25 protein-coding genes, 1 tRNA gene and 1 riboswitch are annotated in these 24,893 nt (G+C 59.4%); of the genes, 11 read left to right on the top strand and 15 right to left on the bottom strand.

Translation table 11 applies throughout. The features are described from left to right. Window positions 1-60 precede the first annotated feature (60 nt). The gene (locus AACW87_RS05840; protein WP_241324451.1) at window positions 61-1,224 is read right to left on the bottom strand and encodes a M23 family metallopeptidase; all 1,164 of its coding nucleotides are present in this window, start codon (window positions 1,222-1,224) and stop codon (window positions 61-63) included. A gap of 476 nt (window positions 1,225-1,700) precedes the next feature. Here AACW87_RS05840 and AACW87_RS05845 point away from each other — a divergent pair, with 476 nt between their 5' ends. After that, window positions 1,701-2,141 carry a GNAT family N-acetyltransferase gene (locus AACW87_RS05845; protein WP_241325009.1) on the top strand — a complete coding sequence of 147 codons (441 nt, stop codon included), beginning with the start codon at window positions 1,701-1,703 and terminating at the stop codon, window positions 2,139-2,141. A 4-nt stretch (window positions 2,142-2,145) separates the two neighbouring features. Here AACW87_RS05845 and AACW87_RS05850 read toward each other — a convergent pair whose 3' ends face one another. Beyond that, window positions 2,146-2,688: a DUF1439 domain-containing protein gene (locus AACW87_RS05850; protein WP_026080151.1), complete on the bottom strand. Its 543-nt coding sequence runs from the start codon at window positions 2,686-2,688 to the stop codon at window positions 2,146-2,148. A 97-nt stretch (window positions 2,689-2,785) separates the two neighbouring features. Between AACW87_RS05850 and cls the strand changes: the two genes are divergently transcribed. Next, a complete protein-coding gene (gene cls / locus AACW87_RS05855) occupies window positions 2,786-4,267 on the top strand; it encodes a cardiolipin synthase (RefSeq protein WP_065402815.1) in 1,482 nt (493 codons plus the stop codon). A gap of 95 nt (window positions 4,268-4,362) precedes the next feature. Further along, on the top strand, window positions 4,363-5,625 hold the full coding sequence (locus tag AACW87_RS05860; protein WP_241324452.1) for a DUF945 family protein: 1,263 nt from the start codon (window positions 4,363-4,365) through the stop codon (window positions 5,623-5,625). Window positions 5,626-5,709: 84 nt separating this feature from the next. Here the strand turns inward: AACW87_RS05860 and purU are convergent, their stop codons facing one another. Continuing rightward, on the bottom strand, window positions 5,710-6,546 hold the full coding sequence (gene purU / locus AACW87_RS05865) for a formyltetrahydrofolate deformylase (RefSeq protein WP_043134635.1): 837 nt from the start codon (window positions 6,544-6,546) through the stop codon (window positions 5,710-5,712). Window positions 6,547-6,755: 209 nt separating this feature from the next. Then, a riboswitch (FMN riboswitch) is annotated at window positions 6,756-6,909 on the top strand. A gap of 105 nt (window positions 6,910-7,014) precedes the next feature. Here purU and ribB point away from each other — a divergent pair. Both ribB and AACW87_RS05875 read left to right on the top strand, forming a co-directional pair. After that, entirely contained in the window at window positions 7,015-7,668 is a 654-nt protein-coding gene (gene ribB, locus AACW87_RS05870; protein ID WP_241324453.1) for a 3,4-dihydroxy-2-butanone-4-phosphate synthase, read from the top strand. Window positions 7,669-7,893: 225 nt separating this feature from the next. Continuing rightward, window positions 7,894-8,136 (top strand): Lpp/OprI family alanine-zipper lipoprotein, encoded by a 243-nt coding sequence (locus AACW87_RS05875; RefSeq protein WP_005334342.1) that lies wholly within the window; start codon window positions 7,894-7,896, stop codon window positions 8,134-8,136. A gap of 141 nt (window positions 8,137-8,277) precedes the next feature. Here the strand turns inward: AACW87_RS05875 and AACW87_RS05880 are convergent, their stop codons facing one another. Together AACW87_RS05880 and AACW87_RS05885 are read right to left on the bottom strand one after the other, a co-directional pair. Beyond that, entirely contained in the window at window positions 8,278-9,126 is an 849-nt protein-coding gene (locus tag AACW87_RS05880) for a tetratricopeptide repeat protein (RefSeq protein ID WP_241324454.1), read from the bottom strand. Beyond that, window positions 9,123-9,845: a 4'-phosphopantetheinyl transferase family protein gene (locus AACW87_RS05885; protein ID WP_241324455.1), complete on the bottom strand. Its 723-nt coding sequence runs from the start codon at window positions 9,843-9,845 to the stop codon at window positions 9,123-9,125. Before AACW87_RS05885 ends, AACW87_RS05880 begins: the two co-directional genes overlap by 4 nt. 275 nt (window positions 9,846-10,120) lie before the next feature. Between AACW87_RS05885 and AACW87_RS05890 the strand changes: the two genes are divergently transcribed. The 3 genes from AACW87_RS05890 to AACW87_RS05900 all read left to right on the top strand — a co-directional run bounded on the left by AACW87_RS05890 (window position 10,121) and on the right by AACW87_RS05900 (window position 12,702). Further along, window positions 10,121-10,609, top strand: coding sequence for a C40 family peptidase (locus tag AACW87_RS05890; RefSeq protein WP_043554066.1), 489 nt, complete (start codon window positions 10,121-10,123; stop codon window positions 10,607-10,609). Window positions 10,610-10,759: 150 nt separating this feature from the next. Then, window positions 10,760-11,716 carry a 23S rRNA (adenine(1618)-N(6))-methyltransferase RlmF gene (rlmF, locus tag AACW87_RS05895; protein ID WP_241324456.1) on the top strand — a complete coding sequence of 319 codons (957 nt, stop codon included), beginning with the start codon at window positions 10,760-10,762 and terminating at the stop codon, window positions 11,714-11,716. A 266-nt stretch (window positions 11,717-11,982) separates the two neighbouring features. Continuing rightward, the gene (locus tag AACW87_RS05900; RefSeq protein ID WP_043554068.1) at window positions 11,983-12,702 is read left to right on the top strand and encodes a MaoC family dehydratase; all 720 of its coding nucleotides are present in this window, start codon (window positions 11,983-11,985) and stop codon (window positions 12,700-12,702) included. 161 nt (window positions 12,703-12,863) lie between these two features. On the opposite strand, the gene AACW87_RS05905 is transcribed toward AACW87_RS05900, so the two are convergent. Both AACW87_RS05905 and AACW87_RS05910 read right to left on the bottom strand, forming a co-directional pair. Beyond that, complete coding sequence (locus AACW87_RS05905; RefSeq protein ID WP_241324457.1) at window positions 12,864-13,862, bottom strand: DUF481 domain-containing protein; 999 nt, start codon at window positions 13,860-13,862, stop codon at window positions 12,864-12,866. 30 nt (window positions 13,863-13,892) lie between these two features. After that, complete coding sequence (locus tag AACW87_RS05910) at window positions 13,893-14,810, bottom strand: L,D-transpeptidase family protein (protein WP_241324458.1); 918 nt, start codon at window positions 14,808-14,810, stop codon at window positions 13,893-13,895. A 433-nt stretch (window positions 14,811-15,243) separates the two neighbouring features. On the opposite strand from AACW87_RS05910, the gene AACW87_RS05915 reads away from it, so the two are divergent. Beyond that, window positions 15,244-15,333, top strand: a tRNA-Ser gene (locus tag AACW87_RS05915). 263 nt (window positions 15,334-15,596) lie between these two features. Here AACW87_RS05915 and AACW87_RS05920 read toward each other — a convergent pair. After that, entirely contained in the window at window positions 15,597-16,508 is a 912-nt protein-coding gene (locus AACW87_RS05920) for a LysR family transcriptional regulator (protein ID WP_241324459.1), read from the bottom strand. A 162-nt stretch (window positions 16,509-16,670) separates the two neighbouring features. On the opposite strand from AACW87_RS05920, the gene AACW87_RS05925 reads away from it, so the two are divergent. Both AACW87_RS05925 and AACW87_RS05930 read left to right on the top strand, forming a co-directional pair. Beyond that, window positions 16,671-17,477: a formate dehydrogenase accessory sulfurtransferase FdhD gene (locus AACW87_RS05925; protein ID WP_241324460.1), complete on the top strand. Its 807-nt coding sequence runs from the start codon at window positions 16,671-16,673 to the stop codon at window positions 17,475-17,477. After that, entirely contained in the window at window positions 17,464-19,752 is a 2,289-nt protein-coding gene (locus tag AACW87_RS05930; RefSeq protein ID WP_241324461.1) for an FdhF/YdeP family oxidoreductase, read from the top strand. Before AACW87_RS05925 ends, AACW87_RS05930 begins: the two co-directional genes overlap by 14 nt. Window positions 19,753-19,966: 214 nt before the next feature. On the opposite strand, the gene AACW87_RS05935 is transcribed toward AACW87_RS05930, so the two are convergent. The 7 genes from AACW87_RS05935 to ascS form a co-directional block, all read right to left on the bottom strand. Continuing rightward, window positions 19,967-20,368, bottom strand: a complete 402-nt coding sequence (locus AACW87_RS05935) for a hypothetical protein (protein ID WP_241324462.1) — start codon at window positions 20,366-20,368, stop codon at window positions 19,967-19,969. A gap of 438 nt (window positions 20,369-20,806) precedes the next feature. Further along, window positions 20,807-21,988 carry an anthrax toxin lethal factor-related metalloendopeptidase gene (locus tag AACW87_RS05940; RefSeq protein ID WP_241324463.1) on the bottom strand — a complete coding sequence of 394 codons (1,182 nt, stop codon included), beginning with the start codon at window positions 21,986-21,988 and terminating at the stop codon, window positions 20,807-20,809. A 3-nt stretch (window positions 21,989-21,991) separates the two neighbouring features. Further along, on the bottom strand, window positions 21,992-22,423 hold the full coding sequence (locus AACW87_RS05945) for a type III secretion system chaperone (RefSeq protein WP_241324464.1): 432 nt from the start codon (window positions 22,421-22,423) through the stop codon (window positions 21,992-21,994). A gap of 120 nt (window positions 22,424-22,543) precedes the next feature. Further along, window positions 22,544-23,602: a SctU family type III secretion system export apparatus subunit AscU gene (ascU, locus tag AACW87_RS05950; protein ID WP_241324465.1), complete on the bottom strand. Its 1,059-nt coding sequence runs from the start codon at window positions 23,600-23,602 to the stop codon at window positions 22,544-22,546. Between the two features lie 43 nt (window positions 23,603-23,645). Continuing rightward, a complete protein-coding gene (locus AACW87_RS05955) occupies window positions 23,646-23,837 on the bottom strand; it encodes a hypothetical protein (RefSeq protein WP_241324466.1) in 192 nt (63 codons plus the stop codon). A gap of 4 nt (window positions 23,838-23,841) precedes the next feature. Then, on the bottom strand, window positions 23,842-24,630 hold the full coding sequence (gene sctT / locus AACW87_RS05960; RefSeq protein ID WP_241324467.1) for a type III secretion system export apparatus subunit SctT: 789 nt from the start codon (window positions 24,628-24,630) through the stop codon (window positions 23,842-23,844). Next, window positions 24,627-24,893: a SctS family type III secretion system export apparatus subunit AscS gene (gene ascS / locus AACW87_RS05965; RefSeq protein ID WP_033137845.1), complete on the bottom strand. Its 267-nt coding sequence runs from the start codon at window positions 24,891-24,893 to the stop codon at window positions 24,627-24,629. Before ascS ends, sctT begins: the two co-directional genes overlap by 4 nt.

The following is a 24,893-nucleotide window of genomic DNA, read 5'->3' on the forward strand; positions in this document are numbered from 1 at the left end:
AAAACCGTCTAGCCCCCGTCATTACTGACTTTTCCATCACTTCAGCGGCTGGCCGGCAACTCAGTCGAGGCCGTTGTTGTAGAGCGGCTGCCAGGCACAGAAACGCTGGCCGTTGCGGCTGTTTTGCAGCCAGAAACGGTTGCAGTTGTCGTCGTAGTTGCTGGCGCCGACATTGACGGCATAGCTGCTCAGGCGCTGCCCCTGCAGGGACTGGAACACCCCGTTGTAGAGCAGGGAGAAGTGCAGGTGCGGGCCTGTGGAGGAGCCGCCCTCGCACAGCGCCTCGTTGCGGTTGCTGGCATAGGTGCCTATGGGGGTGTCGGCGGCCACGTAGTCGCCGCTGCGTACCGAGATGCCGCTCATGTGGTAGTAGTTGGTGGCCCAGCCGTTGGGGGCCGTGATCCGCACCTGGCAGCGGGAGAAGACGGTGACTGTGCCGCTGTTGGCGGCGGTAACCGTGTAGGTGGCGCCGCCCCAACCCGGCCAGTCGTAGGAGACGTCGATGGAGGAGTAGGGGTAGCCCGAGCCGCTATGGGAGTGGGCGCCGTTAACCTTCCAGCTGTAGCCCTGGCGCCAGGGCAGCTGAAACTGGCCACCGACCAGCCGGGCTGGCGGCCTTGCAGCAGGGGGCTTGGGCGAGATCATGGCCTCCTTGCCAAACAGGGTCTGCCACTGCTCGCTCAACTGCTGCCGCTCGTGCGGGCCAAGCAGGCTGGCCAGGGCGGCCTGGTGCGCGGCAAGCGGGGGCTGGGCGGGGGCGCTGCGCTGGCTCAGCCGCAACTGGGCCTGGGCCTGATAGAAGCGCTCGGAGAGCTGGCGCGCCATCGACTCAACCTGGTTGTCAAAGCCCCTGGCCTTGACCCGCCGGGCGAACGGCGCCGCCATGGCCTGTTCCGAGGGGGCCGAGATGAGCTGGCTGCTCGCCTCCATCAGGGCCAGCAGCAGCTGGGGGTTGAGGCTGGTGATGCCGCTCCAGTGCAGGATCACCTCCTCCTTGGGCAGCAGGTGGGGCGCCTGTTGCAGCAGGAAGTCGTGCAGATCGAATGCCATGGCCGCCTCGCCAAACACGAAGTGGGCCTCGTCCAGCGGCACAGTGACGGCGTCGCTGGCGATGAGCTGCTGCCGGCTGAAGTGGTAGGGAGCAAGCGGGGTGTGGATGTCGCCGGCCCAGCTGGCGGTGGGGAGCAAGGCCAGCATCAGCAGTGAAGGTATGGGTCTGAACATGGTATCTCCTTGGCAAAGTGGTGAAGGTGTCAGCGTGGGAGTGATCCCGCTCAGGCAACGACAGCGCGATGCTATGCCAAGGTTTCACCATAGGGTGACAGGCCGGAATTGCTATTCGAATGAGGCTTTTTGTTGCAGTGAATGACCCGCATCATTTGTTAACAAATGTTTACGAAAATAGTTTCTGATGCTAAATCAGCCACTTGTTAACGAGTGAGTGAGGCCTGGTCGTAAAATCCGGCGGATCGAGCAAGCAGTGCCCGTGCGGGGGATAGCGTGATAGGATTGCCCCTGGTTTCTGCGGCCGGTTGCCTGTTGAAAAGTGAACAAGCAGGGGCTGTTATTGGCTTTTTTGTTACTAAAAGGCGTGATATCTTGCTGGTTAATCTGGTCGGATCTCTTGCCGATCTGCAACTGAATATTGAGGGCTGGGCCGAGTGGCCAAGGATGGAACGGGTGTGATAAGCAAGCGGGCGATGGAGCTCACCTTCGAAGAGTACTGTGATGCGGATCTTTCCCTGATCAGGGACTACTACGAAACCACTTTCTCCCATTACGTGCCGGATCTGGCCGAGCGTATCTTCGTGGTGCGCGACGCTCACTGGCTGGTGGGCGCCGTGCGTCTGCGCGACGAACAGGATTACTACCACCTGTGCGGCTTTTGCCTGCTGCCCCATTACCAGTCACTGGGACTGGGCTCCCGCCTGTTGCAGCACGCCTGCAACGATCTGCTGGACAAGCCAGTGGTGTGCCAGGCAATGCCGTTCGAGAAGCCGTTTTACCTCAAGGCCGGTTTTGCCGACCTGCCCCTGCACGAGCTGGATGGCCCGCTCTTCTCCCTCTATGACCAGCAGCGCGAACAGGGTTACCAGATCGAGCTGCTGGTGCGTCAGACCAAGGCCCCCGTCTACAACTGACGGCTCACTGGGGCTTGGTCAGCAGGTGGATCTTGCCCGGTGACAGCTCAAGCCCCAGCAGATTCTCTTTCAGCCAGGCCTGGTTCGGGTCCTTGTCGTTGAGGCGATAGACAGGCTGTGTCTCCAGCCGTTTCTCCATGCTCTGCAGCAGCATGCCGAGCATGAAGCCGAACTTCTGCTGCGCCGCTTCTGGCTCCAGCTTGTACTCAATCAATTTCATGTTGTCGAGGAAGAGGGCGCTCTGGGCCTTGTCATAGCGCGGCCTGGCCTCGTAGGTCATGTTCAGGCGCGCGTCGTATTCGGTCTGATCCGGCAGGGCGATCTTCAGCTTGCCCTTGCCATAGACGCGGGCGGTATCCGGGCTCTGGCGCCCGATCTGGACGTCGCTCTGCTCGAGCTGCACATGGGCCTTGATGATGCCGGGCAGCTCCAGCTGTTTGTTCACTTGTACCTGAGATTGCAGGTACTGGTTTATCTGTTGCTCATTGATGTCATATGAGCCTTGGCCTAGCATGGCCAGACTCAGCAGCATAGATTGCAGGATCATGCTAACGACCTGATAGAATGGGTGTGTTTTACAGCATACCATCCTGGCCCCGTGGGATCTGCCCACTGCATGTCACTCTGGTGTACAAGGAGTTCTCTTGATCAATGGCTTGGAGCACGACATCCAGCTGCTGTTTTCCCAGTTCCTCGGCTGGTTGCTGCTGCTATTTCACACCGTGATCGTGACGGGAGTCTCCCTACGGGTGGTGATGAAACGGCGCCCCATCGGCGTCTCGCTGGCCTGGCTGGCCCTCATCTACGCCATCCCGTTTGCCGGGGTCGGTTTCTACGTGTTATTTGGCGAGATCCGGCTCGGCCGCCGTCGCGCCGAACGGGCCCAGGCCATGTACCGGCCTTACGCCATCTGGATCCGCCAGTTGGCCCGCCTCTTCCCCCAGCACTGCTGCGAGGTGGGCAGCAAGGCCCAGCCGTTGCACGATCTGATCCAGAGCCGACTGTCCATGCCCATGCTCTCCGGCAACCGGATGACGCTGCTGAGCAGGCCGGAATCCATCTTGCGCGAGATAGTGCGCGACATCCGGCAATCCTCCCAGTCCTGCTATCTGGAGTTCTACATCTGGCACCCGGGCGGCGATGCCGACGAGGTGTGCGAGGCGCTGATGGAGGTGGCGGCGCGCGGCGTGGATTGTCGTCTGCTGCTCGATTCCATGGGCAGCAAGGCCTTCTTCCGCTCGCCCTGGCCCAAAAAGCTGCGCAAGGCGGGGGTCAAGCTGGTGGAGGTGCTGCCGGTCGGCGCCTGGCGCATCCCGTTCCAGCGCCAGGATCTGCGCATGCATCGCAAGCTGGTGGTGATCGACGACAGGGTCGGTTACACCGGCTCCATGAACATGGTGGATCCCCGCTTCTTCAAGCAGAACGCAGGGGTTGGCCAGTGGGTCGACATCATGATCCGGGTGCAGGGGCCCATGGTGCCGTTGATGTGGTCCATCTTCGTCTGGGACTGGGAGATGGAGACCGGCGAGCGGCTGCTCGACAGCCTGCAGCACGAGCCTGAGGCCTGGCCCCAGAGCAACTACCGGGCCCAGCTCATTCCGTCCGGCCCCTTCGTCGGCGGTGACTGCATCCAGCAGAGCCTGTTGCTGGCCATCTATCAGGCCCGTCACCATCTGGTGCTGACCACCCCCTATTTTGTGCCGGACGATCCGTTGGCGGCGGCGCTATCTTCGGCGGCGGCGCGCGGGGTGCAGGTGCAACTGGTGTTGCCGGCGCGCAACGACTCCCTGATGGCCAATCATGCCTGTAATGCCTTCATGGAGGAACTGCTGGAGGCCGGGGTTGAGGTCTACCGCTACGATGCCGGGCTGCTGCACACCAAGAGCGTGCTGGTGGATGACGACTTTGCGCTGGTGGGCACTGTGAACCTGGATAGACGCAGCCTCTGGCTCAACTTCGAGGTGACCCTGCTCATCGACAACCCGGTTTTTGTCGCTGAGATGACCCAGCTGGTGCAGGGCTACATGATAGAGGCGACCCCTATGTCGCTGACCAAGTGGCGCGCCCGCCCCTGGTACAAGAAGGTGATGGAGAACATCTTCTATCTGTTCAGTCCCTTGCTGTGACATTACATATTTGCGGCTGACGCCGAATTGGACTTGCCTAGCCCCGATATGGCCCCGTAGAGTGCGGCAATGAGCCTTTGGAGAATCATATAAAGATGAAGAAGCGAGTAGCGCTGGCCGTCGGTGCGGCCCTGGTAGTGGGTGGACTGGGTGCCTGCTGGCACACGGGCAATACGTTCGATCGCATCATGGCCGAGCAGATTGCCAAGGTGAAGCAGGAGAGCGGCGTCGAGCTGACCTGGCTGCCGGGTGGCAGCAACCTGTTCACCCGCGATGGCGTGCTGAAGGTGGTGGTCACGCCGCAGACCCTGGCCAGCCTGGATGGTCAGCTGGAAGGGAGCGAGCCGGTCGAGGCGCAGTTCATCGTCAACAGCCGCATCCTGCCGCTCTATATCAAGAGCAACATGCTGCTCGACACCAAACAGGGCTCGCTGGCCCCTGTATTCAGCGCGCTCAAGCTGGAGCAGTGGCAATTTGGCATAGAGTCGGTCAGCAGCCTCTGGACCGCCAGCAACAGCAGCCGCTTCTGGGCCAACGAATTCAAGGTCAAGCAGGGGCTCGACGAGTTCAGCTTCCTGCCGATGAAGGGGGACTATCACGGTGATCTGGAAGGCAATGGTCACGTCACCTTCCACTGGCAGGGCATGACACTGCACGAAGAGCAGAGCAAGATGGACATGGTGCTGGCCGAACTCAAGGGCAGTGCCGACATGGCCGAGATCAGCGGTATCTGGCTCTCGCCTCGCAGCGACATGACCCTCTCGGCGCTGTCGGTGCAACTGCCTGACAGCGTCAAGGTGTCACTGCAGGGGCTGACCACGGAAACCCAGCTGGCAGGGGACGATGCCCAGACCCTCTCCAGCAGCTATCAGATGAAGGTGAACACCCTCAATCTGGAGAACGAGACCGACAACCTGGCGCTGACCCAGAGCAAGCTGGCCCTGAATCTCAAAGGACTGGATCTGGAAGGCTATCAGGCGCTGCAGGCCGCCAGCGGCCAAGGGGTGGAAGATCAAGCCATCCAGCAGGCGCTGGACAAGCTGCTCAAGCGCGGCGCGACCCTGGAGCTGGTGGACTTGAGCGCCCAGCTCAACGGCGAGCCCGTCTCCATGAAGGGGGACGTCAAGCTGGCGGCCACCTCGCTGGAGCAGCTGTTCAACAGTGAAGAGGGGATGCACGCCCTGTCCGGCCTGCTGCACGCCAACCTCAGCGGCCAGCTGGGCAAGGCGGTGCCGCAACTGGCCCCCATGCTGGAGCAGTTTGCCGCCATGGGTTACCTCAAGGCGGACAAGGCCCAGCTGACCGCCGAGTTCAAGCTCGACAAGGGTGCCATGACCATCAATGGTCTGCCGCTGTAAGCCGAGTGCAACAACAGGCAGTGCAGAAACAACAAAGGCTCCCATGGGAGCCTTTGTTGTTTCTGGCGTGATGCCGCAGGCGGGTTACTTGAACACCACAGTCTTGTTGCCGTAGACGAACACCCGCTCGTTGAGCACCAGCTCCAGCGCGCGGCTCAGCACGGATTTCTCCACGTCGCGACCGGCCCTGGCCATGTCGTCGGCACTGAAGGCGTGGCCGACATGGATCACGTCCTGCTCGACGATGGGGCCCTCATCCAGATCGTCGGTGACGAAGTGGGCGGTGGCGCCGATCAGCTTGACCCCGCGATCGAACGCCTGGCGGTAGGGGCGGGCACCGATGAAGGCCGGCAGGAAGGAGTGATGTATGTTGAGGATCTTGCGCGGATAGGCCTCGACGAAGCTCGGCGTCAGCACCCGCATGTACTTGGCCAGGATCACGTAGTCGGGCTGATAGCCGTCTATGATGGCGCGTACCTGCTCTTCGTGCTCGGTGCGGCTCAGATCCTCGTGACTGACGGTGTGGAACGGGATGTCGAACTTGCCCGTCAATTCTGCGAGCGTGTCGTAGTTGCCGATCACCGCCACTATGTCCATGTCCAGCGCGCCGGCGTAGTTCTTCATCAGGATGTCGCCGAGGCAGTGAGTCTCCTTGGTCACCAGGATGACGATGCGCTTCTTGCCGGCCTTGACCAGACGGCGCTGGGCACCGGCGGGCAGGGCATCATCCAGATCCGCCAGCAGGGTCTCGTCGTTGAAACGTCCCTCCAGCTCGGTGCGCATGAAGAAGCGGCCGTTTTCGTGATCCACGAACTCGTCGTTTTTGTTGATGTTGAGCTGGTGCTTGTAGCAGATGTTGGTGATCTTGGCGATGAGGCCCTTGGCGTCCGGACAGTCCGTCAGCAGTATTTTCTTTTCCATCTCTGTCATGATTCCGTTTGTGGTGTTGGCGCCTGAGTCTGCGCAGGCTGCGCGTTTTTTCAGGCACTATGCCATAAACAAAATCAGAAAAGACAGTGCCCCGTGCGTGCGTGAGTCAAGTTGCTGGCACCGGGCACCGGTCGGTTCCATATTCATCTTTGATGGGTTTTGGGCTGGTATCCTGCGTTTTTTTTCTTTAGGCTGTCTGCGCTTATTCTCAGGGCGGGGTGAAATTCCCCACCGGCGGTATCCCGATCTGACTCGGGGAGCCCGCGAGCGCCCGACCTTGCAACCAGGTCGGGGTCAGCAGATCCGGTGAGATGCCGGAGCCGACGGTCATAGTCCGGATGAAAGAGGATAAGACAGATATTGCAGGCATGGCCCCCCTTGGGCTGACCGCTGCATACCTATCTCTGTCTGCCTTTCCATGCCCTGATTCTGGTCCTTGTCTTGTTTAGGAGTCTTACCATGAATCAGTCTCTACTCAGTGAATTCGGTGATCCCCTTGCGCGCGTCGAAGCGGCGTTGGCGGCCCTGCGGGCCGGTCGTGGCGTATTGGTGGCCGACGATGAAGATCGGGAGAACGAAGGCGACCTCATCTTCGCCGCCCAATCCATGACCAATGAACAGATGGCCATGATGATCCGCGAGTGCTCCGGCATCGTCTGCCTCTGTCTGACCGACGAGCGCGTTCGCCAGCTGGCGTTGCCCATGATGGTGGAGGCGAACTCCAGCCACTATCAGACCGCCTTCACCGTCACCATAGAGGCGGCGCAAGGGGTGACCACGGGCGTGTCGGCGGCCGATCGTGTCACTACCATTCGTGCGGCCATCGCCGATGGCGCCAAACCGTCCGATCTGCATCGCCCCGGCCATGTCTTTCCGTTGCGGGCTCGTACCGGCGGTGTGCTGACACGCCGCGGCCATACCGAAGCCACGGTCGATCTGATGCAGCTGGCCGGCCTCAAACCGTTCGGGGTCTTGTGTGAACTGACCAAGGAAGATGGCTCCATGGCTCGTCTGCCGGACCTGGTTGCCTTCGGTCGCCTGCATCAGATGCCTGTGCTGACCATCGAAGATCTGGTGCAATATCGTCAATTGCTGTCAGAACGTTCAGCCTGAGCCTCATACGAAATTGTAATAAGCCCAAAATTTGGTTACGCTCTGTGCGAACCTCATCCAGAGGCACTCATTTTTGCTTAAAGTTTGCACATAAAGTGTGCAACTAAAAAAAAATGAGGGTTTTAATGCATTTATCTGTGATGGGGCCTATCCAAAGTATGATTCTTTTGTGCCATAATCACGCCGCTTGCTAAACGTCTGGCGAGTTAAAGGGAGCTTTTAAAAATGAAAAAATTGTTGTTGGTAGGTGTTGTTGGTCTGTCCGCTCTGCTGGGCGGTTGTGCAAACACCAGCGAACTGGAAACCTCCGTTCAGAATCTGTCTAACAAAGTTGACCAACTGGCTCAAGATGTTAGCGCAGTTCGTGCTGATCAATCCAAGATCGCTGCTGATGTTGCAGAAGCCAAGCAAGAAGCTATGCGTGCTAACCAGCGCATCGACAACATGGCTACTTCCTACAAGAAGTAATCCATGCGAAAAAATGGCGCATTCATGCGCCATTTTTTTTTGCCTGAAATTCGTCAATTCCCCGCTTTCTACCCCTGAAATCCACCTCAGCAAGGCAATGCCGATCCCTCGGCATCACCCCGTCTTTCATTCCCGCATCGATCAGTAGAGCAGGCTGTAGAGCTTGCGACGGTAGCTTTGTGCCGCCGGGTTGCTTCCCATTGTGGTCAGGATGTCTAGATAGGTTTTCTTGGCATCGCCAAAAGCCAGGTCGCGCTTGAGGATGGTGAACAGCAAGGTCAGTGCCTCTTCCTGTCGACCCGCCTGGTTGTATTGCACCGCCAGCTCCTGGGTCAGGGTGAAATTGTCAGGGTCCTGCTCGTGACGAGCTTCCAGCGCCCGCAGTTCCGGGCTGTCTGCGGCTTGCAGTGCCAGCGCCAGCCGGGAGCTCAGGGTCTGATAATGGTCATCCTGCGCGATCATGGGGATCTTGCCGAGCCGCTCCTGCGCTTCATCCAGCAGATTGAGATCCAGCGCCGCCTGAATGAGCCACAGGCTGATGTCGTGGCGCTCCGGAGCCAGCTGATGAGCCTTGGTGAGATGGGCATAGGCCACATCCGCCTGGCCGCCTGCCAGTGCCTGCTGCGCCTGCTCGAACAGCAGTTCCTCCTCCTTGGGAGCGAAGGCGGCAAAATAGTGGCGCAGGGTGGCTTCGTCCTGCGGCCCTTCCAGAATGGCCTGCTCGTCCGGGCGACCCTGATGGAAGAGTACCAGGGCGGGCAGGGCACGCAGGCCGAGCTGGCTGGCCAGCGGTTGCAGCTGCGGATCGTTCATGTCGACCCTGGCCAGGGTCACCTGGGGGTTGGCCGGGCCAACCAGTGACTCCACCAGCGGGGTCATGCCCTGACACTCTGGCATCTGGGGGGCGTGGAAATAGATGACGACCGGCTTTTTCATGGAAGCATCGATCAGTGCGGCTTGGAAATTCTGGGGATTGATGTCGACGATCATGAGGCTGACTCTTGGAAAATGGTGTGAGTTAACATGGGGTTGATGGGGGAGGATTTCAAGTTGTCATCCAGCAGCCAGCCGTTGACGGCCAGGGTCGGGGCGGCGAGGCTGAGCCAGCCGCTGCCAAGGGGCCAATCCTGAACCCGGTAATCGTGCTCATCGAGCCGGTTGTCGAGCCGCCACGCCTGCTGCGGCACAAAGCATACCTTGTCGAGCCCGGCGGCAATGCCGGCACCGTGGGCCTTCAACACCGCCTCCTTGCGTGACCAGAGCCGATAGAAGGCGCTTTCCTGCTCTTCTGCGGGCAGGGTGGCGAGCCACTCGTACTCGCTGGTTGCATAGAAGCGTCTCGCCAGCGGCAGTGTCTGGCGGCGACGCTGGCCCAGCTCTATATCCACCCCAAGCGGCCCCCTGGCACAGAGTGCGATCACCAGCCAGTCACCGCTGTGGCTGAGGTTGAACTGCCAGCGTTGGTCGCTCAGCTCGGGTTTGCCGTGGGGATTGGTGCAAAACAGCAGCTCGCTGGCCTGGCATTGCAGGCGATCGGCCAGCAGGCGCCTGAGCAGCACACGGCTGAGCAGGAACTCCTGGCGGCGTCCCGGATGGTGGATCTCCTGCCACTGTTGCCGCTCTGTCGGGGAGAGTGCGTCCGGCAGCAGAGCCAACTGGTCGGCGCTGATATTTGCCGGTTTTAACAAATAGAGATCCACGGAGATCATAATTTTTCACTTTAAAAGAGGGATGAAACAGCGATAAAAGTCAGTTTGATCGAGCAAGGACGGTCGCTTTCGAGATTGTATATTGTTTGGGCATGATCACATTAATCATGAAAAATACTGCATTTCCTTGCAAAAATGTGATGTCGATAGGGATTTTCGCTTGCCTCGATAGAATTCTTGGATATAGTCGGGTGCTGTTGCCTTATAAATTGCCCTTCTGGGCCGTATTTTAACAAGTTTTACTATTTTGCGGGGATAAAGGATTGCGCCACCTGATGCTACTGCTGGTCGCGCTCGGAATGGTGGGTTGTGCCTCGGCACCCCAGCCCGAGGTCGCGAGCAAGATTGAAGTTTCCATGATGGAACCCATTATTGAACCGGAAGCTTCGCAAACACCCGATGTGAATGAAATCCTGACAGTATATAAAGAGTGGCGTGGCGTCCCGTACCGCATGGGAGGCAGCAGCCAGCGAGGCATAGATTGTTCCGCCTTTGCCCGTGAAGTGTTCCGCAATGCCGTCGGTGTCGAGTTACCCCGTGACACCCGCTCCCAAGTCCATGAAGGCACTCGTGTTTCCAAGCAAGATCTGGTCGAGGGTGACCTGGTGTTCTTCAAGATCAATCGTCGTCTCAATCATGTCGGTATCTACGTAGGCAATGGTGAATTCATCCACGCCTCGACCCGTGCCGGGGTGACGCGCTCCAAGCTGGATAGCTCCTATTGGCGCAGCAAGTTCTGGCAAGCACGCCGGATCGACATCTGAGTCAGGCTGGACAAACGGCTCGCAGTACGGACTGTTTTTCCAACCTCACTTGAACCGGGCTCCTGAAGCCCGGTTTTTTGTGGCCGCAATTTAGACTTTCCGGGGCCAAATCACTATAGTGTGGGCCCGTTTTCCCTCGGCAGGCCCAGCATGAAGACCCACTCCGACCGCAAATCCGGATTGCATCCACGCAATCGCCATCAGGCTCCCTATGATTTCGATGCGCTCTGTCAGCGCACCCCCGAGCTGCGGCCCTTGGTATTCGTCAACGAGCACGGTACCCAGACCCTGGATTTTGCCGATCCTGCCGCCGTCAAGGCGCTGAACAAGGCCTTGCTGGCACTGCACTACGGCATTGTGCACTGGGATCTGCCGGCGGGTTATCTCTGCCCGCCTATCCCGGGACGGGTGGACTACCTGCACAGGGTGGCAGATCTGCTGGCCGAGAGTGCGGGACGCGTACCAACCGGCAAGGGGGTACGAGTGCTGGACATAGGCGTGGGGGCGAACTGCATCTACCCGTTGCTGGGGGCGCGCGAATATGGCTGGCGCTTCGTCGGATCCGATATCGATCCTGTCTCGGTCAAGGCGGCAAACCTGCTGGCCAGGAGCAACGGGCTGGGCGGACAGGTCGAGTGCCGCCATCAGGGCAATGCCAAACACTTCTTTCGCGGCATCATGAGCCCGCAGGAGCGCTTCGCCCTGACCCTGTGCAACCCCCCGTTCCATGGCTCGCTCGAAGAGGCGAGCAAGGGCAGCGAGCGCAAGCTGCGCAATCTCGGCAAAGCCGTGAAGGGGGCACCCCTGCTCAATTTCGGCGGCCAGAAGGCCGAGCTTTGGTGTGAGGGGGGTGAGGCCGCGTTTCTCGCCGCCATGATCGCCCAGAGCAAGGAATTCGCCAGCCAGTGCCTCTGGTTCAGTTCGCTGGTCTCAAAAAAAGAGAACCTGCCGGCTGCGAAGAAGGCGCTGGCCCAGGTCGGGGCCCGTCAGGTGCGGGTGATCGACATGGCTCAGGGCAACAAGACAAGCCGGATCCTGGCCTGGTGTTTTCTGGATGAGGCCGCCTGTGGGCAGTGGTGGCAACCGGCACAGCGTGACGACGCCTGATGGGCCAGACAGGGCATAGACAGAGGCACTCGGATGGCATTCCCCCGTTTCGGTGCCTGTCTGTGCTGCATCCGTGGCCACCTGACGCTGGCCACGGCAATCGTTTTTCCCCTTGTGCCATCAGGCTTGCAGCCGACAGGTTAGTGACCACTTCTGCCCGTGGTACAGCTGTACGCTGAGATTTTTTTGCACTTGCAGTTGAAACTTTCATAAAATAGGACTGGTTAGACCTCTTTACAGGCTTTGAATCGAATAGGGATCGGTAGATGAAAGTTGTCGATTTTCTGAAGCGCAAGCGCGAAATTCTGGCGCAGCACCCCTTTGAGCTCAAGGATTGGCTCTCTCCGGCGATCCGCGACTACTGGCGTGAGTTTCAGCAAAAGGCACACCTCCACCCTCTGCTGGGTCGTGTGCTGGACCTGCAAGCTGACAGCCAGTCCGTGCAGCGGCAAGCGGGCTCGGCGCAGGTTGCCAACGGCCAGCCTCTGCAGGCTGATGAGCCGGCGGTTGAGCTCAATGGTGAGGCTGCGGCCCTGTTTGCCACTTTGCAGCCCAGCATAGGCGCCGAGACCCATGTGGGTGAATGGCTGCTGGTGAGCCAGCAGATGATCAATGAGTTTGCCGCCGTGACCGGTGACAATCAGTGGATCCACACCAACCCCGAGCGTGCCGCTGCCGAGTCGCCGTTCAAGACCACCATAGCCCATGGTTTTCTGACCCTGGCGCTGCTGCCACGGCTGACGGGCAGCATCAACGAGGCGACGCCCGAGTTTCCGAACGCCCGCATGGTGGTGAACTTCGGGCTGGACCAGGTGCGTTTCCCGTACCCCATCAAGGTGGACAGCAACATTCGCGCGCGCACCAAGCTGCTGCGGGTGACCCCCATCAAGGGCGGTCTTGAGCTGCTCAAGGAGATCAAGGTCGAGATCGAAGGCATTCGTCGTCCCGGCTGCGTCATTGAATCGGTCACCCGGATCTACTTCTGATGTCGTGACGGCCGTCACCCTGTGGCATGAATCGCATTGAAACAAAACAGGCTCACCTCGGTGAGCCTGTTTTGTTTATGGCGTTTGTTGTACTTGTCCATGTCGCCTCTATGTTGCTTTTATGTCGCCGCCACGCGCGCATCCATGGTTTGCCCTGAGGACTAGAAGCTGGCCCCCAGGCTTATCAGATGACGCCACTCTTTGTCTGATAAGGGTGTCTGAACGCCTTGATAGTCCAATCTGGAGTCTTCCCAATCGAGCTCGCTCGACCAGGAGAGGCGCAGGTGATCGTTGAAGTAGTAGCGGATCCCCAGGCTACCTTTTACGGCCTGCTCCCGGGTGATGTAGGGTGAGGGCTGGTCCAGATAGCGCTTGTAGGTGCCCTTGCTGAACAGCTCCAGTTGCTCCGACCAGAGCGCAACGGGTTGGCGGTAGTCCCAACCAAGGCCCATCAGGGGATAGTTGATGATCCTGTCGTTGAAAATATCGGGGATGATGAAGTCGTCCCAATAACCCGGCCGGAAGTAGGAACGCTCCACTCCGGCCTGGCTGATCAGCTCCAGCCGTCGCCGCTTGTCGTTCCAGAACCGGTAACCAGGTCCGGTCACATAGCCCATATCCATGTATTCGGGGTCCAGCATCTGGTATTCATAGTCGATGGAGGAGCGCACGAACCAGTTCTGGTCGAAGAAGAAGTCCAGCATGGGCTTGAGCCGATACTCATGGCTGTTGGTGACGTTGTTGGCCGTCTCGTAGATGTACTCTCCATCCAGCGTATAGCGCCAGTCGAGGTTGGCCACTTCGGTAGAGGCCTTCAGATTGACGTTGTTGGTCTGCTTGTCGTTGTGTTTCAGCTTCACGTTCAGGTCGCTGCTGCCGGTCCACAGCCAGGCTTTCTTGTCATCCGGCGTGAGGGCGAGCAGGGTAATGCCGGTCTTCACCGTCGGTCTTGGCTTGTCCTGCTTCTCGATACGCCAGCGTTTGACCGCCTTGCGCTTGACCGTCACCGGCGAGCTGTAGGGCAGCGCTATGCGTACCTGTTCATCCGTGATTTCCTCTATGGTGCCGGTCAGCCGGTCACCGTTGTCCATCCAGAGGATGTCGGCCAGCGCCATCGGGCTGAGCAACAGGGAGAGCAAGCACCAGAAGCGGTATCTCATGGAAAGTCCTTCATGAACACAGGGTTGCCGTTAGCCGCTGACGGGGTGTGGAATGCCGTTCTTATTGTTCAGCACGGCAGCCACCTTGTCACCGTCGATCTCGGGCATGGCGATAAAGGTTTCCACCTCGGGTGAGAGGATCAGGGGGGCGCCCTGCTCCAGCTCCAGTTCGGTGCGAGAGAGGGGGGAGTGGACCTCCAGCCAGTGGCGGCCATCGGGCTCGCTGGTGGTCTTGACCGGCTGGTTGATCACCCGTACCTGAGTGCCGAGAGGAACTATGTTGAACAGGGCCTCGATATCATCGGGGCGCAGGCGAATACAGCCCGCGCTGACCCGCAGGCCGACACCAAACTCCTTGTTGGTGCCGTGAATGAGGTAGTCCTGCTTGCCATAACCCAGGCGCATGGCGAACTTGCCGAGGGGATTGTCCGGGCCTGGCGGTACGACCGCGGGCAGGGTGATCCCCTTCTGCTCCAGCCAGGATTTGCGCACCATGGGGCCGGGTACCCAGGTCGGGTTGGGATTCTTGGCGATCACGGTTGTGGTCATCTCAGGGGTTTCCCGCCCTATGTCGCCAATGCCGATAGGCAAGACGATCACCTCATTTTTTCCCTTGGGGAAGTAGTAGAGACGCAGTTCGGGCAGGTTGATGACAATGCCTTCTCTTGGCACATCCGGCAGCAACATCTGAGTCGGCAGGGTCAAGCGGGTGCCAGGTTTGGGTAAATAGGGGTCAACCCCGGGATTTGCCTCGAGCAGTGCCAAAAAACCAATCTGGGTGTGCTTGCCGATCAGTTCAAGGTGCTCGTCCGGCTGGACTATGTAGTCCTCCAGCTCGCCAATCAAACGGCTGCCTGCCGGTGGCAAGGGATAGGTCGTGGCCCAGGTTGGCGCACTCCAGAGGCTGGCTGTCATCAGCAGCAGTGAGACGATTCGTGCATTGAACATGGTACTTCCTGTCAAATGGCGTGAGGGCCGGTCACTGCCCGCCCTGAAAAAAGAGGTGAAATTGTTAACCAATCCACTCCTGATTACCAGCCCGCCCCACAAGGGCTACAGAGGAGTCTCGCTTCGAAGAAAGCCCCTTTTGACGACTTCCCACACCTTTTTAATACAGTACCGGATAACCTTGGATGAACGCTGCCCGTGATGGGATATACCGCAACCCGCAGGCAGGGCTGTTGCAGGGGGGGGGGTTATCACAGTCGCTAGGCTGCCTATGGGGCTGGACCTTGGGCTCTGCGCCAAGGCGTCGTTGAAGTGCCATGTGCAGGCCCACGGTAAAAACTGTGTTTCTTGCCTGTTTTATAGGCAGTCGTTTGATCTTTAAAGAGATTCAGGTTGATTTACCAGACCGGGTTCGGTAAGAATGAAGCCCCGTGGAGAGATGCCGGAGTGGCCGAACGGGATTGACTCGAAATCAATTGTGGTAGCAATACCACCCAGGGTTCGAATCCCTGTCTCTCCGCCATATTCCTTGTCTGGCTCGTGCCGACAAGCTGCTGAAGACCCGCAACGCGCCTGCCTTGCGGGTTTTTTGTTGCCTGAAATTAATGGATATGGCTCGCAGGCCCACCGCAGCGCGCCTTCATTGAGTGGACATCGGCGGCATCTTGCTCAAGCCACAGGGAGGCAGCCAGGCCCGCCATTGTTGGCAACGAGAGCATGGGCGAGCCCCTGTTACAAATAGCTACCTTGGCGAGTGTGGGGATGCAGCGCCAGCCCCGGAGCGGGTCAATCTGCACCGTTGGCACTGGTTGCTGCTTCGGATACCAGTGCGAGAAAGGCGCGTATGGCGGGGGTGATGCTGTGCTGGCGAGTAATAAAGACGGTGCTGCCGGCCTCGAGCGGCTCAAGAGGCTGGCAGACCAGATCCGAGAGCTGGCTGGCGGAGCGGGCGAGGCCAGCGCTGACGATGGCCCAGCCCAACCGATGGCGCACCGCGCTCACCAGGTGGAACAGGGAGTCTGTCTCCAGCACCACCTTGAGCGGGATCCCCGCCCGTTCGGCGGCAAGATCCAGGTATCTGCGAAACTGCATGGAGCGGCTTGGCAGTACCAGGGGTCTGTGTTGCAGACTGGCCAGGGTCATGGGCTCGGAGGAGGGGAGGGGCTCAGCCGCGCCGCGGTTCATCAACACGGCCATCCGGTTGTGACCTTGAGGGTAAACGTGGAAGGCGCGCCTGCCAGGTTCGCCGGGGGGCTCGTCAAACCCCAGGCCTATGTCGCACTGGTGCAGCGCCAGCTGTGACAGCAGGACCTCGTTGCTCAGCACCGACAGGCGAATGACGATGTCGGGGTAGCGCTGCTTGCAGCGGGCGATGAGCGGCATTATGTCGACGTTGGATTGCGGCACTATGCCGATGCGCAAGGTGCCCGACAGCTCGCCGTGAAACAGCGCCAGCTCCTGCTTGAGCGCCTCCTGTTCCAGCAGCATCCGCTCGGCATACTGGCGCACCAGCTCGCCCGCCTCTGTGAGGGCGACGAACTGGCTGGTGCGCACCACCAGGTCCGTGCCCAGGTTCTTCTCCAGCGCCGTGATGCTGGCTGAAAGGGTCGGCTGGGTGATGTGGCAGGCCTTGGCGGCCTTGGCAAAATGCCGATGCCTGGCCAGTTCGTGAAAATAGTGCAGCTGCTTGATATTCATGACGGTGTTGCGCGGCGTCGGGCGGGATGATGCTTAAAATTAATCAATTGAAAATTCATCGTCAATAGAGTGATTCTATCGGGAGATAGATTTAATTCATTGGTTTTGCGTCTGCCGCCTCTCTAAACTTGAATGCAGTTTGCATTTTTAGGCCAACCCTTCATGCCTGCGCCCTGCTTAGTCGGCACCCCTGCCAATCCGCCCGTCTTGCCTTCGCTCGATCATCTGGTGGAGGAGGTGGCTGTTTCCATCAACATCAATGGCATCAACCACGCGGTGATGATGGCGACCCCGGACGATCTCGACGATTTTGCCATCGGATTTCTGTTCTGCGAGTCGATCATCGGGCACAACCACGATGTGCACGATATTCGGGTATCCCCCGCTGAACATGGCTTTGTGCTGGATGTTACCATCGCCAACCGCTGTCTGGCGCGGCTACAGCTGCGTCGGCGCAGGCTGACCGGTGCGACCGGCTGCGGCATCTGCGGTGTGGAGGCGGTCGAGCAGGCATTTCCCGCTCTTCGGCCATTGCCGCTGACGCCGCCCCTTGATGTTGCGCTGTTGGCCGAACTGCGGCCGCAAATCGCCCAGTGGCAGCTCAAGGGGCAACACTCCGGCGCCCTGCATGCGGCGCTGGCGCTGGATGAACAGGGGCAGATCCTCCACTGCCGCGAAGATATAGGGCGTCACAATGCCCTCGACAAGCTGATCGGCCTCTTGCTGCGCCAGAAACGCCCCTGCGACACCCTGGTGGTGACCAGTCGCTGCGGCAGTGAGCTGGTGAAAAAAGCGGCGCTGTTCGGCGCTCGTCACCTCGTCTGCCTGGCGTCACCCAGCCAGCTGGCGGTCAGGTTGGCCCTCAAATACAACCTCAACGTCGTCCATATTCCCAAGTTTGATGCCCCGGTCAGCTACTCCAGCTATTGCCCGGCGGATCCCATCGGAGAGTGCCATGAGTCATATTGAAAAGCCTGCCAAAGCAGGCGGTTTTTCGTCTCTGCAGTCCACCATGAAGCAGGTGTTGCGCAGCCAGAAGACCCGCCAGAACATCAAGAATCTGCTGCGGGTCAACCAGACAGACGGCTTCGACTGCCCGGGCTGTGCCTGGGGCGACAACGATCACGGCGCCTTCCAGTTCTGCGAAAACGGCGCCAAGGCGGTGGCCTGGGAGTCGACCGGCAAGACGGTGGGGGCCGCGTTTTTTGCGGCCCACTCGGTGCGCCAGCTGGCCACCCAGAGCGATTACTGGCTGGAGTATCAGGGGCGGCTGACCGAGCCGCTGCGCTACAACCCGGCGACCGATCACTATGAGCCGATAAGCTGGGACGACGCCTTTGCGCTTATCGCCGATACCCTCAGGGGACTCGACAGCCCGGACGAGGTGGAGTTCTATACCTCGGGCCGCGCCAGCAACGAGGCCTCCTACCTCTATCAGCTGTTTGGCCGCCTGTTTGGCACCAACAACTTCCCCGACTGCTCCAACATGTGCCACGAGGCGAGCGGGGTGGCGCTGACTCAGTCGGTCGGCATCGGCAAGGGCACAGTGGTGCTGGATGATTTTGACCGTGCTGAGGCCGTGTTCGTCTATGGCCAGAATCCGGGTACCAACCATCCGCGCATGATGAATGCCCTGCGCCAGGCGGCGCGAAATGGCTGCAAGATTGTCAGCTTCAACAACCTCAAAGAGGTGGCCCTCGAGCGCTTTGCCAGTCCGCAAAGTCCGCTCGAGCTGCTGACCCCGGCGGCCACCACCATCAGCCATCAATATCTGACGCCCAAGCTGGGCGGCGACATGGCCGCCATCCGCGGTATGGCCAAGTACATCTTGGAAGAGGCGCCACAGGTGGTGGATCGCGACTTCATCGCCCGCCACACCCGCCATTTTGACGAGTATGAGGCGCAGGTGCGCGCCACCGGCTGGGCCGAGATCGAGCAGCAATCCGGGCTGATCCGAGACGACATAGTGCAGGCGGCCCGCGTGTTTGCCGCCAGCAGCAGCGTCATCAGCTGCTGGGCCATGGGGCTGACCCAGCATGTTCACTCGGTCGATACCATTCGCGAAATCGTCAACCTGCACCTGATGCGTGGCCAGATGGGCAAGCCGGGGGCTGGGCTCTGTCCGGTACGGGGCCACAGCAACGTGCAGGGCAACCGCACCATGGGGATCAACGAGAAGCCGACCGCCGCCTTTATCGACCGGCTCGAGCGTCACCTGCGGGTGAGCCTGCCGCGGGCTCGTGGTCACAATGTCTATGAGGCGCTCAAGGCGCTGGACGAGAGCAAGAGCAAGGTGCTCATCTGCCTGGGCGGCAATCTGGCCGCAGCGGCCCCCGACACCGACTTCACCTGTGGGGCCATGAAGAAGGCCGAGCTCAATGTGCAGATCAGCACCAAGCTCAACCGCAGCCATCTGCAGGTGGGCAAGGCGGCGCTGATCCTGCCCTGCCTTGGTCGCACCGAGCTCGATATCCAGCGCACGGGCAACCAGAAGATCACGGTGGAGGATACCTTCAGCATGGTGCACGCCTCGACCGGTGCAGCCGAGCCAGTGTCGCCGCTCTGCTTGTCAGAGACCGACATAGTGGCGCGGATGGCCCATGCCACCGTGGGGAGCGAAATTGTCGACTGGCTCGCCCTGCGCGATGACTATGGGCGCATTCGCGATCTCATCGAGCAGACCATCGCCGGTTTTACCGATTTCAATGCGCGCATCCAGCAGCCGTGCGGCTTTCATCTGGATAACTCCGCGGCGCAACTGACGTGGAATACCGCCAGCGGCAGCGCCGAGTTTCGTGCCAGTACCCTGCCGCACTCTGTGTTGCCGGAGTGTACCCGCCATGCCGAACAGATGAGCGATCAGCCGGTGTTGCTGCTGCAGAGCCTGCGCTCCCACGATCAGTACAACACGACTATCTACGGCATGGACGATCGCTATCGCGGCATCAAGGGCCAGCGCAACGTGGTGTTTATGAACGGGGAAGATGCCCGCCGCCTCGGTTTTGCCGAAGGGGACAGGGTCGATATGATGGCCATCTGCAACGATGGGCGCGAGCGGATTGTTACCGGATTCAACGTGGTGATCTACGAGATCCCGCAGGGCAATATCGCGGCCTACTATCCCGAAACCAACCCGCTGGTGCCCATCGACAGCATAGGGGAGGGTTCGTTTACCCCCACCTCCAAGTCGATACCCGTGCTGGTGACGGCCACCCGTCAGCAGGACAATTTGTTACTCAAGTGAGGGGGCAATCACCGGCCTTGGTCGGGCGGATTTTAGTGGGAATGAACATTATGAACAGGAGAATATGCCCGCTTGGCATCGAGTCAATTAAGCAAGGAAAGCTGTTTGTGTACAGGCCGTCTCACCTCTGAATTGTTCAACAAGGTCTTTTTATAAACTAAAGCTGAGGCGATCAATGATTGCTTCAGCCTTCTACATGGTAAATAAATGTTAATCATTGCTGCCGTGGGTTATCCATGGCCCCCGATAGGGGACAGTTCGCATTTTCAGTAGTTGTTGAGGTTGTTGCTAGAGTCAGGGTTTCAGCCTGGTGCAGCATGCGGCTGATTAGGTCAACCAGAATGTCCAGATCCAGCTTGTCCAGCCACTCTCTACTCCACAGAAGGGCGCCATGTTTACCACTGTGGCTGAGTTGCAGCACGGGCCAGTCGGCCATGGTTACCAGGGCCGTGGTCGAAATGTCATCCAGCGGAATAAACAGCGTGACCAGTTGATCCTGTTGACGGATATGGAGACTGAAAGGGCCTATCGGTAGGTCTAGTCCAGCCTCATGAAGGTAGTCTTCAGATAGCATCAAATGGCGACAGAGAGCGGACAGTATGGTGTTGAACATCATCATGACTCTTGGAGCGTTGTGTCAAAAACAGATACTGCAGGCGACCACAAATTGGTAATGGGTGGCCGGGCTGCACGCAGGTCCGGGCGTCGGTACAGGCATAGGTTCCCCCTGCGATCCCTTTCGATCCATATTGCGGTGTTTTGGTGGTGGCACCCAACTCGGCAGCGGGCAGTTGTTTGCCTGACGGGACTGAATTGGGGGCGGTGAATCTGCTCACAGATTGCTGGTAAGGCCATGATGTGATCTCCTGCATGGTGAACGATAAGGGGATGATAATGAACCGTGGTAGTGCGCTATATCGGGGCTTGCTCGAAGATTTTTCAGCCTTTTTAGGGGGCGGTGGTTGACATAGGGGAGGGGGCATTGCTCTGATTGATATGACAGATCATTGGTATTCCGATCAGCAGAAGACCAATGATCCTGTGATACGGCTGGTCAGAGCTTCAATAGCTCGGCTTCGATATGATTCCAGTGAGCAAAGGCATTGTTGTTGCCATAGAGACGCGCCAGCCCTTCGGCAAAGCTCTCCTCCAGTCCCGGTTCGTAATCGCCGTTCGGGCCCGCTTGCTGAAAGTAGGCATCCCCTAGCTTGTTGTAATCGTTGTACCAGGCCGCATAGAAGGCATTGTCCTTGCTCAGGTTGGTGCCGGTGGTGCTGGCCCCCAGCAGGCGGTCGACGGAGTGGCCGAACTCGTGCAGCACCAGATTGGCAGATCCGTGATGAGTACCCACTCGCCATTTGCCTGAGCCGTCCTGCTCCATGGCGATGACGGTCTCTTTGCTCCCACCGAAGGCGCCAACTCCCGGCAGCTTGTCCCACCCGCCACTACTATGGCCACGGGCACCTGTCCCTGCCAGATGGGTATGATAGGTGGTCACGTTGTCGTGGGTGACCCTGATCGTCAGCCCTTCGGCATCGGCTGGATTGAGCAGGTTTATTGGTAACTTGGCCAATTCGATGGCGACGGTTCGAGCGGCCTGGCTGTCGACCGGACTGTTGGGGTTGAGCGTCACCATTGTGATGGCTTTCTGAAAACGGGCTACTTCGCTGGAGTTGAGCAGCTGGCCGATGGTTTCGATATGGCGCGGGGTCAGCATTCCCTTGGTATGCATAAAAGAGGGGAGCTTCTCATCGAGCAGGGCCAGGGTTTGCGCGCCATGTTGTTGGGTGATGGCGCTGCGCAGCTGCTCATGGGTGCGGATATTAGGGGCGAGCCCCTGGGCTCGGGTGGCGGAGGCGAGCTGCTGTTTGCGCAGATCGGCAACCTGTTGCAACTCCTGCGAACGCTCACTCTTGTGCTGTGCCCCTAGGGTGAGTTCGTTGTGCAACTGACGGACATCCGCCACCGTCACTTTGCCGCTATCCGCCTGTACGCTGCGCAGCAGGCTTCCGGCTTCCTTTTCGCTCAGGCCATATTCCCGGGCCATGGCGCTGATCACCTGCGCAATGGCTGCCTCCCGGTGATCCAGACGGCGGCTCTCGATGGATACAAGCGCTTTACCTTCCTTGAGGTAGAGGTTGCCATTGCTGGCTCGCAGCTCTTGCTGACTGTCGGCGGAGGACAAGTGGAGGTCACGATGGAGTGACGTCAATGAGGTCGCTGAGGTGGTGTTCATGAGTTATCCCTTGATGGCGGACATCATAGTCATTGAGTGGTGTGCCGGTGTGCCGGCCTGGCAGGGCTGAGCCAGCCGCTGCTGCCACTCCCTCACCAGTTGCAGGAAGTTGTGTGTCAAGCTGGCCAGCGTGTCGTCATCGGCGCCTGTGACCGGCAATTGCATCACGAAGCGCTGGTTGCCCGTCAGTCCCATCACAACCCCACCCGTACTGGTCAGCAGCCCGTTATAGCTGAGCAGCAGCGGCACCCAGCGGGGATCCAGTTCGAGGTCATCGGGGCAGCAAGCCAGCACCACCATGCCGGTGTCGGTTCGGGTGATTTGCAGGGCAAGGCCATCCGCGGTGAGCAACAACCATTCGTTGGCAGATATCTGATTGAGTTGATTGGCATCGAGCTGCCTGGCCAGCCGGTTCAATCGAGTATTGAGATCCATGCTCATATCTCTGGGGGTTGATGGTGTAGGTGCACAGGATCGCAAAAAGGGGAACAGGCCGGATATTAACCTGGGTCGGGTATTTTTAGGTGTTGCGGCGCAGTGGTGATCAGGATTGCGCTACTGTTGCGGCCCTTCGCTCTGGCGCCATTGCTCCAGCCAGCGCAATACCTCGGCAGTCGCCTCGATCTGGTCGGCGGGGATGTAGTTGTTGATCTGGGCATCCTGATAGAGGGCGCGGGCCAGCGGGATGCGTTGCAGCACCGGGATCCCCTCTTCTTCGGCAATCTTGCGCACTTGCAGCGCCTGGATATCGGTGAACTTGAGGGTCACAACGGGTAGCGGCGTTTCACCTCGTTCGTAGCGGATACCGATGGCGATATGGGTCGGGTTGGCGACGATGACCGAGGAACGCTTCACATCGGCACGCATGTTGCTTGATTGCAGCTCTTGGTGGAACTGGCGGCGCTTGCTCTTGATCTCGGGGCTCCCCTCCATCTCCTTGTACTCCCGCTTCACCTCGTCCTTGCTCATCTTGAGCTGCTTGATGTGCTGGTAATGCTCGAAGGCGTAATCGGCGATGGCGATCACCACAAACCCCATGGCGCAGACTGCCATCAGCTGGCCCATCATCCCTCCCAGTACCGGCGTGACGCAGCTCATGCCGCAGCCAGGCAGTTGCAGCATAGCCTGCAAATTGCCCTCAATGGTGACCCACACCAGCAGGCTCAGCAGGGTGACCTTGAGCAGGGATTTGACGAACTCCATCAGGCTCTTGATGGAGAAGATCTTCTTGGCCCCCTCCACCGGATTGACATGTTTGATGTCGGGTTTGATTGATTCGCCGCTCAGCAGAAAGCCGTACTGGGCTATGTGGGAGGCGAGCACCACCAGCACCGCGCCCGCCAGGATCGGGATGCAGAGATAGGCCATCTCCTGCATCAGGTTCTCCAGCACATGGTTGAGGGCCTGAGTAAAGGGGAGGTTGATGTGGGATTCCGGGATCAGCATCAGCTTGCCCAAATGCTCCAGATAGTAATCGGACATCGCCATCAGCATGCCGACCAGGCTAAGGATGATGGCGGTGGAGACTACCTCCTTGCTCTTGACCACCTGCCCCTTCTGGCGGGCATCCCGCAACTTTTTGGGGGTGGGTTGTTCGGTTTTTTCGCCGCTCATCGGGCCTCCGTGGCAGGGTCAATCCGGCTGGGCTCAGCACGGGTCACAGGATGAGTGGCCATTGCGCTCCCCAGACAGAAAGGAACAGACCTAGGGGGTCGATCAGCGTCACCATCCAGCTGCCGAGCTCATCCATCAGCCGTAGCAGCGAGTGTCGCAAGCAGATTCCTGACTGGGTGATCAGTATGCTGACAAGGAGGATGAGGATGACCGTCATTACAGAGTATTTGATCATGGGTTCATTGTGCTCCCAGAATGGGCCCAAGCAGGCGCAGCGGATCCATCACTGCCAGCACCTGTTGGTAGGCGTGATCCATCATCAGCTTGATGTAGATGACCAGCAGCAGGCTGGCGACAGCGCTCTTGATGGGCATCGCCAGCACGAAGACGTTGAGAGAGGGGGCAAAGCGGCTGATAAGCGCCAGCCCGAACTCCGCCAGAAACATGGCAATAAGCAGCGGGGCTGCCAGCAGGGTACAGAGCAGCAACATCTGGCTGAACTGGCCGTAGAAGAAACTGACCCACTGGCTGCCGATAGTAGGAAAAAAGTACACCACAGGCCAGCTGGTATAGCTCTGGAAAAGGGCCGTCAGCAGGGCGAGGAAAGCACCGCTGGCAAAGAAGAGGGTGATCAGGGTTTGGGTCAGCAGCAGACCGGTGGGACTGGTCTGGCTGCCGAGGCTCGGGTTGAACAGAGAGCCCATGGCGGCGCCGCGCTGGTTGTCGATCAGAAAACCGCTCGCCTCTATGGCCCAAAAGGGGATGGCCGCGACAAAGCCGATCAGCAGGCCGAGCAGCACCTCCTTGGCCACCAACAGGGCCAACTCCATCACGCCGATGCTTGGTGGCAGGGTGTCGGCGATCATGGGGTAGGCGTAGAGTGCCAGCGAGCAGACCACGCCGTTGCGGATCATTGCCCCCCCCAGCATCTGCTTGCCGAGCACCGGCAGCATCACGAAGCAGCTGATAAAGCGTGGCAACAGCAGGGTATAGGCCAGCATCTGGGCTTGCAGACTCTCCAGGGTCATTGGATCTGCGGCACCTTGTAGAGCACCATGTCAGCGAAGCTGTAGAGCTCGTTGCCCAGCCAGGCGGTGGTGGCGAACAAGGTGATCACCACGGCGATCAGCTTGGCGACAAAGCCCAGGGTCTGCTCCTGGATTTGCGTCAGGGCCTGCAATAAGGAGACTAGCGTCCCGACCAGCGCGGCCACCAGCACCGGTGGCATAGAGAGGATCAGCACCAGCCAGAGGGTCTGGCTGGTGAAGTGGAGAATATCGGCGTGACTCAT

It is taken from the genome of Aeromonas sp. MR7, assembly GCF_963899385.1.
GTDB lineage: Bacteria > Pseudomonadota > Gammaproteobacteria > Enterobacterales > Aeromonadaceae > Aeromonas > Aeromonas bestiarum.

Bases quoted from the DNA above. Each gene is read 5' to 3' on its own strand.
- AACW87_RS05840 (WP_241324451.1), bottom strand. From the start codon at position 1,224: ATGTTCAGACCCATACCTTCACTGCTGATGCTGGCCTTGCTCCCCACC.
- AACW87_RS05845 (WP_241325009.1), top strand. From the start codon at position 1,701: ATGGAGCTCACCTTCGAAGAGTACTGTGATGCGGATCTTTCCCTGATC.
- AACW87_RS05850 (WP_026080151.1), bottom strand. From the start codon at position 2,688: ATGATCCTGCAATCTATGCTGCTGAGTCTGGCCATGCTAGGCCAAGGC.
- AACW87_RS05860 (WP_241324452.1), top strand. From the start codon at position 4,363: ATGAAGAAGCGAGTAGCGCTGGCCGTCGGTGCGGCCCTGGTAGTGGGT.
- purU (WP_043134635.1), bottom strand. From the start codon at position 6,546: ATGGAAAAGAAAATACTGCTGACGGACTGTCCGGACGCCAAGGGCCTC.
- ribB (WP_241324453.1), top strand. From the start codon at position 7,015: ATGAATCAGTCTCTACTCAGTGAATTCGGTGATCCCCTTGCGCGCGTC.
- AACW87_RS05875 (WP_005334342.1), top strand. From the start codon at position 7,894: ATGAAAAAATTGTTGTTGGTAGGTGTTGTTGGTCTGTCCGCTCTGCTG.
- AACW87_RS05880 (WP_241324454.1), bottom strand. From the start codon at position 9,126: ATGATCGTCGACATCAATCCCCAGAATTTCCAAGCCGCACTGATCGAT.
- AACW87_RS05885 (WP_241324455.1), bottom strand. From the start codon at position 9,845: ATGATCTCCGTGGATCTCTATTTGTTAAAACCGGCAAATATCAGCGCC.
- AACW87_RS05890 (WP_043554066.1), top strand. From the start codon at position 10,121: ATGCTACTGCTGGTCGCGCTCGGAATGGTGGGTTGTGCCTCGGCACCC.
- rlmF (WP_241324456.1), top strand. From the start codon at position 10,760: ATGAAGACCCACTCCGACCGCAAATCCGGATTGCATCCACGCAATCGC.
- AACW87_RS05900 (WP_043554068.1), top strand. From the start codon at position 11,983: ATGAAAGTTGTCGATTTTCTGAAGCGCAAGCGCGAAATTCTGGCGCAG.
- AACW87_RS05905 (WP_241324457.1), bottom strand. From the start codon at position 13,862: ATGAGATACCGCTTCTGGTGCTTGCTCTCCCTGTTGCTCAGCCCGATG.
- AACW87_RS05910 (WP_241324458.1), bottom strand. From the start codon at position 14,810: ATGTTCAATGCACGAATCGTCTCACTGCTGCTGATGACAGCCAGCCTC.
- AACW87_RS05920 (WP_241324459.1), bottom strand. From the start codon at position 16,508: ATGAATATCAAGCAGCTGCACTATTTTCACGAACTGGCCAGGCATCGG.
- AACW87_RS05925 (WP_241324460.1), top strand. From the start codon at position 16,671: ATGCCTGCGCCCTGCTTAGTCGGCACCCCTGCCAATCCGCCCGTCTTG.
- AACW87_RS05930 (WP_241324461.1), top strand. From the start codon at position 17,464: ATGAGTCATATTGAAAAGCCTGCCAAAGCAGGCGGTTTTTCGTCTCTG.
- AACW87_RS05935 (WP_241324462.1), bottom strand. From the start codon at position 20,368: ATGATGTTCAACACCATACTGTCCGCTCTCTGTCGCCATTTGATGCTA.
- AACW87_RS05940 (WP_241324463.1), bottom strand. From the start codon at position 21,988: ATGAACACCACCTCAGCGACCTCATTGACGTCACTCCATCGTGACCTC.
- AACW87_RS05945 (WP_241324464.1), bottom strand. From the start codon at position 22,423: ATGGATCTCAATACTCGATTGAACCGGCTGGCCAGGCAGCTCGATGCC.
- ascU (WP_241324465.1), bottom strand. From the start codon at position 23,602: ATGAGCGGCGAAAAAACCGAACAACCCACCCCCAAAAAGTTGCGGGAT.
- AACW87_RS05955 (WP_241324466.1), bottom strand. From the start codon at position 23,837: ATGATCAAATACTCTGTAATGACGGTCATCCTCATCCTCCTTGTCAGC.
- sctT (WP_241324467.1), bottom strand. From the start codon at position 24,630: ATGACCCTGGAGAGTCTGCAAGCCCAGATGCTGGCCTATACCCTGCTG.
- ascS (WP_033137845.1), bottom strand. From the start codon at position 24,893: ATGAGTCACGCCGATATTCTCCACTTCACCAGCCAGACCCTCTGGCTG.